8 protein-coding genes are annotated in these 12,779 nt (G+C 41.0%); 5 read left to right on the forward strand and 3 right to left on the reverse strand.

Going from position 1 to position 12,779, the window contains the following annotated elements:
* Positions 1 to 8: 8 nt before the first annotated feature.
* The gene (locus tag MMU05_RS06475; protein ID WP_241140862.1) at positions 9 to 1,304 is read right to left on the reverse strand and encodes a glycosyltransferase; all 1,296 of its coding nucleotides are present in this window, start codon (positions 1,302 to 1,304) and stop codon (positions 9 to 11) included.
* A gap of 226 nt (positions 1,305 to 1,530) precedes the next feature.
* On the opposite strand from MMU05_RS06475, the gene MMU05_RS06480 reads away from it, so the two are divergent.
* Together MMU05_RS06480 and MMU05_RS06485 are read left to right on the forward strand one after the other, a co-directional pair.
* Complete coding sequence (locus MMU05_RS06480) at positions 1,531 to 2,523, forward strand: SDR family oxidoreductase (protein ID WP_241140863.1); 993 nt, start codon at positions 1,531 to 1,533, stop codon at positions 2,521 to 2,523.
* A gap of 74 nt (positions 2,524 to 2,597) precedes the next feature.
* Entirely contained in the window at positions 2,598 to 5,834 is a 3,237-nt protein-coding gene (locus MMU05_RS06485; RefSeq protein WP_241140864.1) for an adenylate/guanylate cyclase domain-containing protein, read from the forward strand.
* A 194-nt stretch (positions 5,835 to 6,028) separates the two neighbouring features.
* Here the strand turns inward: MMU05_RS06485 and MMU05_RS06490 are convergent, their stop codons facing one another.
* Positions 6,029 to 6,670 carry a response regulator gene (locus tag MMU05_RS06490; RefSeq protein WP_241140865.1) on the reverse strand — a complete coding sequence of 214 codons (642 nt, stop codon included), beginning with the start codon at positions 6,668 to 6,670 and terminating at the stop codon, positions 6,029 to 6,031.
* Positions 6,645 to 8,591 (reverse strand): sensor histidine kinase, encoded by a 1,947-nt coding sequence (locus MMU05_RS06495; protein WP_241140866.1) that lies wholly within the window; start codon positions 8,589 to 8,591, stop codon positions 6,645 to 6,647. Before MMU05_RS06495 ends, MMU05_RS06490 begins: the two co-directional genes overlap by 26 nt.
* A 541-nt stretch (positions 8,592 to 9,132) precedes the next feature.
* On the opposite strand from MMU05_RS06495, the gene MMU05_RS06500 reads away from it, so the two are divergent.
* The 3 genes from MMU05_RS06500 to mgrA all read left to right on the forward strand — a co-directional run bounded on the left by MMU05_RS06500 (position 9,133) and on the right by mgrA (position 12,750).
* The gene (locus MMU05_RS06500) at positions 9,133 to 10,467 is read left to right on the forward strand and encodes a YfcC family protein (protein ID WP_241140867.1); all 1,335 of its coding nucleotides are present in this window, start codon (positions 9,133 to 9,135) and stop codon (positions 10,465 to 10,467) included.
* Between the two features lie 217 nt (positions 10,468 to 10,684).
* Positions 10,685 to 11,707, forward strand: a complete 1,023-nt coding sequence (locus tag MMU05_RS06505; RefSeq protein WP_241140868.1) for a patatin-like phospholipase family protein — start codon at positions 10,685 to 10,687, stop codon at positions 11,705 to 11,707.
* 20 nt (positions 11,708 to 11,727) lie between these two features.
* On the forward strand, positions 11,728 to 12,750 hold the full coding sequence (gene mgrA / locus MMU05_RS06510; protein ID WP_241140869.1) for an L-glyceraldehyde 3-phosphate reductase: 1,023 nt from the start codon (positions 11,728 to 11,730) through the stop codon (positions 12,748 to 12,750).
* Positions 12,751 to 12,779: the final 29 nt, after the last annotated feature.

A 12,779-nucleotide genomic window follows, 5' to 3' on the forward strand; every position in this document is an offset into this window, starting at 1 on the left:
AAGTGATATCAAACAAGGACTTTATTTTTCTTATTGTACTTCTCCAAAAGCTCTTTAATCGCCTGATCCACCAAAGCCACAGAATCGTAAGATTCGATTTCCTTTTTAAGACGCAGGGCGTTTTGCTTGTATTTGGGATTGGTAAACACTTCTTGGATGGCGGCCTTCAGCTTTTGCGGAGTGGGCTTCATGGTTTTCATATCGATGCCTGTTCCCGAAACTGTCACCCGTTGGGCCACCTCCATCTTATCCTCCGTCGCTCCCCCTATCACCATCGGGATACCAAAACCTAAAGCCATGTTGGTTCCTCCGTATCCTCCATTGGTGACGAGTAAGTCCACATGGGGCAAGAGGTTGGCAAAAGGGATAAAGGGTGCCACACGGGCATTGGCAGGGAGGTTGGGGATTTCTTCTTTGACCGGAACGGCCACCACCAAAGTATCGGGTTCATCTTTTAGTGCGATCAGCGTTGGAATGATCAAGTCCTGAATGCTATTGGCAATAGTTCCTTGATTGACAAGAATGACTTTCTTTGCTTTTTCCAGATCTCCCCACCAATCCGGTTTTTCCCAATGGTGATCGGATTTAGGAATGGAAGGACCGATAAAATGATGGTTATCGGGCATATCAGACCGCTCATAGTCAAATCCCGGTACTGATAAAATCAAAACACGATCGACAAATTTGTTGAAATCACCAAAAAAGCCTTGGTATGTGGGGAGATTTAGTCTTTTCCTGACTTGATTCCCATAGGCTGTCAAATCTTTGAACAGCACCCGGTCAACGAGGTAATTTAATATTCTGTTTCTAACCCGCATCAAGGGACTTTTCCCAGGCAGCAAACCCGAACCAAATGGAGCTGTATCCTGACTGAGGATTAGTGGTGGAACGACATGAAGGTTGATGGTTGGTTTTCCAAGGATTTCTCCAAAAAATAAGGGGGAAAAATTAACCGGATCCCCTATAAAAATGTCCGGCTGAACTTCCTTTATCAACTGATTAAAAGTATCAAAAAACTCCCCTACTTCATCAAAAAACCACATTAAATACTCTTTGATTTGGTCCATTCCTTTTTTCTTTGCCAAAGCAGGACGGAATTCATAGATCGGAATACCTAGGTAATGTGGATCAAATTCTTCAGGAATGGGATAGAATATAGACCCGGTTTTTTCGATGGCTTCCCGGAAACTACCACTTCCAATCCAATGAACTTGATGGCCCAACTGAACCAAACCTTTGGCTATGGGAAGAACCGGGAAGGTATGTCCTTCGACCCCACCGACTGATAGTATAATCTTTGCCATGTTGAATGTTGTTTAAGCAAAAAAGATGAGTTATAAATCTTTACACTATTTTAAATTTCTGATTTAGAACCTGATAAAAAAATACTGCTAAAGGGGTATTTTTAACTAAAAAGGTTGTTGATAAAGTTTGAATCCAACTAAAATACCGAGAATAAAATACCCCATTTGGGGTATTTTTACAAAAATGGTTTTCGAGTAAATTTAGAAATACTTAAATACTCTTTTTATGAATATTTTAATCGTTGGAGCCACAGGTCAATTGGGATTTACTATAGTCCGAAAACTTTCAGAACAGAAAACCGCTCATTCCATTTTTGCAGGCCACCGAAGGACATCAAATACCAAACCTTTAGAGAGGCTTCAAAATGTAAATTTTCGCATAGTGGATCTGTTGGATTCCAAAACATTTGAAACCGGATTGAGGGATATTGATATCATCGTCACTACTGCGACTACCGCTACCCCAAGTCAGAAAGGGGATGATTTAATAAAAACGGATGAATCAGGAACCATAGCATTAATTGATGCAGCAAAATCAGCCGGGATAAAACAATTCATTTATGTATCTGCCCTGCCTTTTCCCAAATGGGAAAATACTGTCCCCTTGAGTCGGGCAAAAAGGAAGGTGGAAAGTCATCTCAAACGTTCCGGCTTGCCCTATACCATTATACAGCCTACTGCTTTTATGGAGGTATATTTTCCTTTCTTTGGAACCACCGTCCCTCTTCGAGGTGCTGAGGTCAATACCGTTGAAAGACCATTTAAATTTTCAAATGATTTTTTCGCAGGAATCAAAAATGATATTGAGCAGAAGGAAACCTTCAACGTCATTGGAAAGGGAGACAGGAAAAACGCATTTATAAGCGTAGAGAATGTGGCAGACTTTTGTATTGCCGCCATTACTAATCCCAAAGCAATCAATCGGACTATTGAAATAGGCGGCCCGGAGGGACTTTCTCCTTTGGATATCAAGAAAATATTCGAACGGCTTTACGGGAAACCCTTAAAAATAAAGTCTACTCCGCCTTTTGTGATCCGATTGATGTCCAAAATACTACCCTTGTTCAATCCCGCAGCAGGCAATATCATGGCATTGAACTATGCAGTCGCAAACAACGATGCGCTACCAAGAGATATGAAAAAGACCGCAGAGGAATTTGACATTAAACTGATTCACCCTGAAGAATTTTTGAGTCAAAAATTCGATCTTCCATCCTAAATCATGAATTTTAACCCCATTTTTTTTATAAATTCTTCTATCCATTTTGTCACGAAGGCTAAAAAATAAATCGGGTGAACGAGATTCAGCAAGTAGAACAAGCCATTAAATCACTTGAAGCCCAGCGGAAGCTTTTGGGAGATACCATTGTGGATTTGGCCCTCGAACCCCTGAAACAAAAGCTCGCAACGCTGAGAAATATTCCTCAGGAACCAAAAAGCCTTGACGAACGAAAATTGGTAACGGTCATGTTTGCAGACCTATCCGGTTTTACGGCCCTTTCTGAAAAATTGGATCCTGAACGAGTCAGAGAAATCATGAATGGCTGCTTCAATGTATTGGTTCCGATCATCGAGAGATACGGTGGCACCATAGACAAGTTTATCGGTGATGAAATCATGGCTCTTTTCGGAGCACCTATAGCCCGAGAAAACGATGCCGAAATGGCCTTAAGGGCTTCCTTAGATATGATGGAAGCTTTGAATCAATTCAATCAAGACCAAGGTCTTCGCTTGGGGATGCATTTTGGGATCAATACAGGCGTGGTCGTGGCGGGAGGTTTAGGTTCTGAGTATCGACAGCAATATTCTGTCATGGGAGACGCAGTGAACCTTGCAGCAAGACTCGAGGGTGCTTCCGAATCCGGACAGATTTTTATTGGTCCTACCACCTATAAACTCACTTCTCCCTACTTTGAATTTGACATTTTGCCGCCCATTTCTCTCAAAGGAAAATCTCAACCTGTCCAAATTTATTTACTAAAGGCAATCAAAAAGTATATCACAAGGGAAAGGGGCTTTGATGGACTTTTCTCCCCCATCATTGGACGGGAAAAGGATATGGGAAGAATTGAGGTTGGCTTGGAAAATTTGGATAAAGGAAAAGCCGGAGTTTTATTCCTATTGGGAGAAGCAGGAATGGGAAAAAGCAGGCTTGTTTCAGAGTTACGCACCAAATTCTCAGGTCGTTTCCAATGGTTTGAAGGACGCGCTTTTGCACACACAGAATCAGTAAGTTATAAAATAGTCAATTCCCTCTTGGATGATATTTTAAAAGTAGAGAAAGACACTCCTCCTCATATTGTATCCGATATTTTGGAGAGTTTTCTTGAGCAAAAATTTCTCAATCAGTCAACTCAAAGGACGGCATACTTATCCAGACTTCGGGGACTTCCATTGAAACAGGAATTTGAGGAGATTTTTAAGGACGTCATGCCTTCTGCAATTCAAGTCAGAATGTGGGATGCTTTTGCCCAATTGACAACCCAACTGGCTAAAGACAGTCCCTTGGTTTTGGTTTGGGAAGATCTTCATTGGGCGGATGCCTCCTCTATCCAACTCCTTCAACACATCCTCCAAGGATCAAAAAAACTCCCGATTTTCTTTTTGATAGTGAGTCGGACACAAGAAAATATCTCAGAGTGGTTTGAAAATCTTACCCAACTGGACCTCAATCCCGAAAAATTAGAACTCAGTCCACTATCAGCAGAGCAAAGTGCCGAGTTATTGGAAAACCTTTTGAAAATAGACAACCTACCCTCCAAAACATTGGAAATGATTCTTTCAAAATCAGAAGGCAACCCCTTCTTTTTGGAAGAGTTGCTTCGTTCCTTAATTGAAACGGGAATGGTGATTTTGGATTCCGGCAGATTTACGGTAAGTGATAAAATCCAAGATCTGCAGGTTCCGGATACCCTACAGGGAGTGATTGCAGCAAGGATCGATCGTTTGCCTGCTACCAGCAAACATACACTTCAGAATGCTTCTGTGATTGGGAGGATATTTCAGGATTCGGTATTAAAACTGATTATCGAACAGGAGACTCCAAGGTTTGACATTGACCAATCCCTAAATGAATTGCTAAAGAAAACACTTATCAGAAACAGGGAAAGCGAAGAATACATCTTTAAACATGCCATTACCCATGACGTGACCTACCAGAGTTTATTGATTTCAAGAAGAAAGGCGCTTCATTTGCTGACCGCTAAGTCAATGGAAGACATTTTCCCTGAGCAACTCGATGAATTGGCACCAAGCTTGGCTTTTCATTTTTCCCTAGGAGGGGAACCTTCGAAAGCCTCCAATTACTTCCAAAAAGCAGCCGAAAAAGCAGAACAAAACTATTCCAACCGGGAGGCACTGAATCTTTACCTCAAAGCTGTTGAGGAAATCAAAAAAAAGGACGACGGCATCCAAATTAAGGAATTGGAATACTGTTTAGAGAAAATTGGAGGGATTTACAGCTTATTGGGAGAAACAGAAGAGGCACTTAAGGCATTGGACCAAGCACTTGCCAATTTAGATCCAAAACACATCATCAAAAAAGCGCAGATTATCCGGAAAAAGGGACTGGCATTCAATGCGGCACGAAATTTTCCAAAAATGATCGAAAATTATCAGGATTCAGAGCAGCTTTTAGGCGAATTCAGCGAAGCAAATGGCCAAATGTGGATAGAAGAATGGATCGACCTTCAATTGGATTTGGCTTGGGCTTATTATTTTGGAAATAAAGTACCAGAACTGGATGAAACCATTAATCGGGTAAATCCCATTATTGAAAAATTTGGGAATCTTGTCCAAAAGAATCGCTTGTACGGAACACTTTTCCTTTCAGACCTTAGGCGCTTCAGATATTTCCAACTTCCTGATTTTATGATTGACAGGCTGAATCTGCAATTGGATACGGCAAAGCAAATAGGTAATAAAGCTTTGATTGGAAGGGCATTGGCTATATCAGGTTTTGCCCGAATGTGGAGAAATGAACATGATTTGGCCGAAGAGATTTTTTTGGAAAGCTTCAAATATATCGAACATGTGGGGGATATGGATTCTCTCCTTATTAGCAAAACCTATATCGCACTCGCCATGCGGAAAAAAGGAGATTTGTCAAAAACCCTTGCTTATGCAGAAGCCTCCTTGAATCTGGCAAAATCAGTCAATAGCCATTACTATATCGGTGCTTCCGATAGCATTTTAGGATGGGCATATTGGAAGTTGGGTAATCGGGAGAAAGCCGATCAATTTCTAGGGTCTGCCATCGAAGCATATAAGCAATTTCCAGGATCCAATCCCATAGAGTTTCTTTACAAAGGACCTTTGATGGGGATGGCCGTGGAAGAGGAGAATTGGGAAAAAGCCGTGGAATATAGCAAAAGTTTCTTGGATTCAAGTCAGCAAAGAATGCCTGAAGATGCCTATAAGCTAATTGAAATTGGGATGAAAAGTTGGGAAAAAAGGGACCTATCTGCCACAAAGGACGCTTTTCATGAACTTCTTTTTCTTCTGAAAAAAGAGCAAACGGGCTATGCCTAAGGTAGCTCCTGGTTAGGATCAAAATCCCTATAATTGGTGACGGAAAAATTTTCAAAAACAGCTAATCTGCCGATTGAAACCGGTTCAACAAAGTGTTTGTAATCAATTTAAATTCAGACCGTTAAAAGGTATTTTACCAACTATTTTTGACCATTAGATCATTTTTATATTCAAAAGAATAAAAGAAGTAGTCCTCACCCCTTCATCTCGTTCAGCAAATTCATAAGTCCCACTACATTGTTGATTTTAAGCTTTTTAAAAATATTTTTACGATGGGTTTTTACAGTCAAGGGACTAAGATGGAGTTTTTGGGCTATGGCGTTGGTTTCCTGTTGATGTAGAATCATTTGGATGATCTCCATTTCTCTGGAGGACAATTGGTAGGTCTCTCTGAGCTTTTCAAAAGTATCATCAATAGCATAAACCTTGTTTTCCATACCGGCGCGAACAGGTTGAAAATATCCCCTCCCTTCTGATACTTCTTGCAGGGCTTCCTTAAAAATGGCAAGACTCGCATCTTTGCCCACAAATCCCTTAGCACCCAAGTTCCTGCACAATTCCATGGTGGCAGTAGTATGTTGACCTGTGACGACCAAAACATTCAAAGAAGGAAAGTTCCGTTGTAAAAATGGCAAAGCCTGCATGCCATCCATCAAAGGCATACTTAAATCCAGGGCAAGCAAATCAACCTGGTCATGGTTCTCCAAAAAATCTATCAGTTCTTTTCCATTGGATACCTTGCCAATCATTTCAAATGAGGGCATGGTCTCCAAAATAAGTTTCAAACCTCCTGCAAAGAGGTCATGGTCGTCAGCGATCAGTATTGTTTTCTTCATAAGCCAATTGATTTGATACCAAGGGTATATCGACCCTAATCAAAGTTCCCAAACCACTGCTTTGGATGTGCAGTTTTCCATTCAAATATTCCACCCTCTTTTCCAGGTTCTTCAATCCCATGCCTTTCGATTTTCCCTCCATTACTTCCTTGGGCATGCCTTTGCCGTTATCGTTGATTTCCAATATAATGGTTTCGGAATCGGGAAGCTGGAAGAGATGGATACTAGCCTCGGTGGCCTTCGAATGTTTGAGGACATTGTTCATCAGTTCCTTGATGATCCGGAATAGATTCACCTTGGTATCTATGGAAAGGATGGGAATTTCTTCCATTTGGGCGCGGATGGCAACTCTTTTCTGGACGGAGAGCTTTTCCACGAGTTCTTCAACCATGGTTCGCATGACCTTGGTCGAGAGGTCGGCAGGCATCAGCTCGTGGGAAATATAGCGCAGGTCCCTGCAGGCCCCGTCGAGCAGTTGATGGATTTCTTCCAGATTCTGGTTACTGTGATTCAGCTTGGTTTGGTTTTCCATCAAAAGCTCCATGCGGAGTTTGATCATCGCAAGGTTAGAACCCAAGTCATCGTGCAGGTCCTTGGCGATGCGCTGCCGCTCTTTGTCTTGGGCTTCGATGGTCAGTTTGACCATCTGTTGCTCAATTTGGTTTTGTTCAGTAAGGAGGCGGATTTTTGTCTCCTGCGAAACAAGAAATTGGTATACTAAGCCAATGATGATGATAAGGACGTTGAACGTCAAACCATACGTTATAAAACCAAAATCAAACGGCAAAAATTGGGTAGATCCTAAGCTAGTAGCGAAATAAACAATCCCTCCAAAAGCTAGAAGTAGATTTGCGGTCAATGCGAAACCTGCCAATGCCCTATTTTCCCTGAAATAAACAAAGCAAATTGCCAAGCACAAAACCAAATTGATAATTCCCAGATATTGAGAAATAGTGTAGAAAATCGGCATTTCCTTAGGCTCAAGAAAGTTAAAAAACAGCAGCAGGCAAATGCCCACATAAGCTAGTTGAAACATCCCAAATCGTGGAATCCAAAGAGTTAGGGTCTGTTCTTTCAGATTGATTCGAAAAAGCTCATGCGTAAACAAAAGGGCAAAAGTAGAGAATAACAAACTCGAAATTGGCGCAAACCAAGGACCTGTTTTTAAATAGGTTGCATTGTCTAAAACATCCAAGATGCTTTGGTCTGCATCCAAAAAAATCAATATACCAAATCCTATATAAAGGGAAAGAAACAGGTAAATCTTTTGCCTGAAAAACAAAAAAACCAAAAAACCCAAAACTGCTATCGCATATAACCTTCCGGAAATCAAACCAACTAAAAACGCCCTCCATCCAGAATCTCTCAATACCGATTGATATTCACCACTGTAGAATGCTGAACTCGTTTTTCCACCCATAAAATTCGCCCTTATAAAAAGCGTTTTCTTGGATCTTGGAGGTAAGACAACTTCAAAACTATCATTTCTGTGGTTAAGTTTTCTCTTATTTCCAGGAACAGAGTATCCGGCCGCATCAGTTGTTAAGAGATTCCCATGCGCATCAAACTCATAATAATCGATTCTATAAAAAGAACCATAGTAAGCATCATATGTTATTTGATGCTCCCTATTGGTCATATTCTCTATATCAGTTGCAAACCAATAATCAAATTCCTGAAAACCTTTGTTGAACCGTGCCCTTTGAGGTATACGGACGAATTCACCCGCAAAAAACTTTTCATACGCCTCTGCCGCGGATGTGGGCTCGATCTCTTTGAAATAGTAAACCGTGCCATACAGCATAATATTCAAAATATTAAACTCTTCATCTAATTCCGAATCACGAATAACATAGGTCACGGGTCGTTCACCCACAGGCTGCAAGAGGTTCAAAAGACAAAAAATCAGGCTGAAAATCATATTGACAATAATATAAGTGGTAAATCAATGAAATTCAAAAAGTCAATATAGTTTGAAACCCTTGAATATCAAAAGATTGGGTTTCATTTTTGAAGGCTTAGTAATAAATAATGAAAAAAAATCTTGTACAGAAGTGATTAAGGAGAAAATGTAGGAGTTAACTCTAAATTTTGAATAATGCACGCACGTTAGCTGAAAAAACCGAATTATATATTACCAACCTATCCTCCAAAAGAATTTGTCATAGTCATCAAATCTAAATCTTTCACTTAAGCAAATTCCCATCCATTTCGTCCCCAGTTTCCAATTTAGAGATGAGAAAAGGGTCAGACTTTACCAATCCAAAAAATCCTGGTCTGCACCAAAAACAAATTTCTGATTTGGTCCTGAACCCGCATGGAAAGGCGATTTAACCCACCTGAAAACATAAATTTTTGACCACAGCACTGAAATCAAGTGTAAGATTAATTCCCCTCCCCAACCTTAACCAAACAAAAAATTTCCACATCTTTACTTATCGGATTAAATCCTGCTAGCCACCATGAAACTATCCTTCCCCCACCCTTTGATCATCATGCTTGTCTTTATAGGCTTAGCTACAATGCTTACCTATGTAGTCCCCGCTGGATCTTATAGCAGGGTATTGGATGAGGCGACAGGAAGGGAAATAGTGGTTCAGGGTAGCTACAAGCAACATGATAACAACCCTGTTGGCATTGGAAAGATGTTCCTGAGTATTCCCGAAGGGTTCATTGAAGGCGCTGAGGTAGTGGTTTTAATTTTGATCATTGGAGGTGCTTTTTATGTGGTTGAGAAAACCGGTGCTTTCAGCCGTGGATTGGAAGTTTTGATTTTCAGGTTCAACAATGCCAAATCATTTCTGACCGTAATTATAGGAGTTCTCTTTGCGGCTATGGGCAACCTGAGCGGTTTTCAAGAGGAAGTAATTGCCATGGTACCTCTTCTGATGGTTTTGTCCACCAAAATCGGATATTCCAAAACCGCGGTCATTGCCTTCAGCTTGGGTTCAGCGGTGATAGGCGGTTCATTCGGTCCGACCAACCCATTCGGAGTAATCATTGCACAAAAAGTGGCTGAAGTCCCTGTATTTTCAGGAAGTCTGTATCGATTGGTTTTTCTTGCTTTGGCCTTGGGCTTTTGGATTACATATTTTATCAAAACCGGAAAAGACAATTCCTTCCAAATGGATATGTCAGATAAAAAGCCGGAAAGTCTGTCCAATTCCCACATTATAATTTTGGTTCTCGTTGCGCTAACTTTTGGTTTTATGGTATATGGATTGACCAATTTGGATTGGAATTACAATGAAATGTCAGCCATCTTTTTTGTTTTGGGGTTGGCGGCAGGGTTAATTGGAAACCTTGGAATCAACGGTACCGCAAGGGCGTACTCGGAGGGTTTTGGAGAATTGATTTTTGCCGGTGTGATAGTGGGAATGGCCCGGAGCATTTACCTGATCATGCAGGAAGGACAGATTATTGATACTATTATTCTCGGATTATTCAGCCCTTTGGAAGGTTTGCCGCTAGGGCTTTCCGCCGTCTCCATGTTGGTGGGTCAATGTATATTGCATATTCCTGTCCCGAGTACTTCAGGTCAGGCTGTTTTGACGATGCCATTATTGGCACCGATTGCGGATCTGATTGGAATGTCCCGACAGGTGGTGGTTTTGGCGTACCAATATGGCGCAGGCCTGATGGACTTGGTCACACCGACCAATGGGGCACTGATGGCCATTTTGGCTGCTTCGGGTATTTCTTATAAAGATTGGATGAAGGCTACTTGGAAACCAACCCTGATTTTGCTGCTTATCGGAATGACAAGCATTGTATTGGGAATTTTTGTTTTTTCTTGAAATTTTTCTTTATGCTAAAAAGGAAAAATAGTTTTTTGTAGTGAAATTTTTCGGGAAAAAAAGGTTCTGTTTCTTTGCTTTTACTGCGAAATAGATTCCTCTAAAGTGTTAAATTTAGAATTAGAAATCAGTACCGAATAGCTTTAGACTGAAGAAAATTGAAAGTTCGCTTTACTGTCTGCATACATACATTATTTTTAACAAGACCCAAATCCCAATGAAAAAAGTAACCATCATCTCCATAGATGGAGGTGGAATCAGAGGAATTATCCCAGGGACAATTTTGGCCCTGATGGAACAAAAGCTGCAAGACCGCTTATTCGATCCTGATGCAAGGCTAGTCGATTATGTTGACTTTGTAGCCGGGACAAGCACTGGTGGCATATTGGGTTGCGGGATGCTCATGCCCAGTGAAAGCAATCCCAAAAAACCCAAATACACATTATCAGAGGTAGTTCAATTGTATTTGGAAAACGGAGAAGAGATTTTCAGCAATCCCTTTTCCCAAAAAGTCAAATCATTCAATGGACTCAAAGACGAGAAGTTTTCGAACACCAATTTGAAAAAATCTTTAAATGATTACTTTGGGGATACGCTTTTGAGCCAGCTGATTCGCCCATGCCTGTTTACTTCTTATGATATCGAAGCTAGAAAGGCGAAGTTTTTCAAGCATTCCAAAGCCGTTGAAAGCGAAGCGGAGGATTTTTATGTCAGAGACTTAAGTCAGGCAACATCTGCTGCTCCTACCTACTTTGAGACGGCCTTGATCCAATCCAAAGCAGCGGAATCCTTTCCGTTAATTGATGGGGGTGTATTTGCCAATAATCCAGCGATGTGTGCCTATGCCGAAGTTAGAAAATGTATCTTTGACTACGTCGCCAATCCAACTTCCAAGGACATGATGATGATCTCAATCGGTACCGGTTCGGTCAAAAAACCCATTCCTTACAAGAAAGCAAAAAACTTTGGAACGGTAGAATGGATCAAACCTCTGATCGATATCATGATGTCAGGTAATTCTGAGACAGTTTCACATCAATTAGAATGGCTCTTTGATGCAGGAAATAACAGGCAGGGATATATCCGCCTAGAACCGCCGATCGGAGATGCCAATTCTGACATGGCCAATGCCACCAAAAAGAATATGGCTGCTTTGAAAAGAGCAGGTGTACTGTTTGTCCAAAACAACCAGGAAAAGATTGATGAAATCATCACTAATCTAATTGAAAATAAATCTTAAAGCCTTTTTATATAACGACAATGCATATCAACGACCACCAACCACTACCCATGTACCATGCAAATCAGGAAAGATATGATTCCATGGATTATAGAAGATGTGGCAAGAGCGGCATTATGCTGCCTATGATTTCTCTTGGATTATGGCATAACTTCGGGCATAATGCTGATTTTAAAAATGCAAGGAATATCCTTCGCCAAGCCTTCGATTTTGGAATTACACACTTTGACCTTGCCAATAATTATGGCCCTCCGTATGGTTCTGCTGAGGAGACTTTTGGCAGAATTATGCAAAAGGATTTTCTGCCCTACAGGGACGAACTGATTATTTCTACCAAAGCAGGTTGGGACATGTGGCCTGGACCGTATGGCAACCACGGATCAAGAAAATACCTGATCGCTTCACTTGACCAAAGTTTGAAAAGAATGGGACTCGATTATGTGGATGTTTTCTACCATCACAGACCGGATCCAGGAACACCGCTTGAGGAAACAATGGGGGCTTTGGATCAAATTGTCAGGCAGGGAAAAGCTTTGTACGCCGGAATATCACAATACAATGCAGAAGATACTGCCAAAGCCTACAAAATACTGAAGGAATTGGGGACGCCAATGTTTATCCACCAACCAAGATATAGCATGTTTGACAGATGGGTAGAAGGAGGTTTGTTGGACGTCTTGGGAGAAAAAGGAATCGGATCTATCGCATTTTCTCCGCTTGAACAAGGAATCCTCACAGACAAATACCTAAAGGGAATTCCTGAAGACAGCAGAATTGCAAAGGACGGCCGCTACCTTAAAGAAGCCCAAATCTCTGAGAAAGTCATTGAAAAAGTAAAAGGGCTTAATGAAATAGCTTTGAACAGAGGTCAAAGTTTAGCCCAGATGGCAATTGCTTGGCTGTTAAAAGACCCAAGAATTACCACTGTTTTGGTAGGGGTAAGTAAACCCGAACAATTGGCTGAAAATGTAGATTCAGTAAAGAACCTTAATTTCTCTTCCGAAGAGTTGAAAAAAATAGAGGATATCCTTCAATCCTATTAAACAATAACGGTGACAATCTATTCAAGTTT

This window comes from Cognataquiflexum rubidum (assembly GCF_022538115.1).
Classification (GTDB): domain Bacteria; phylum Bacteroidota; class Bacteroidia; order Cytophagales; family Cyclobacteriaceae; genus Cognataquiflexum; species Cognataquiflexum rubidum.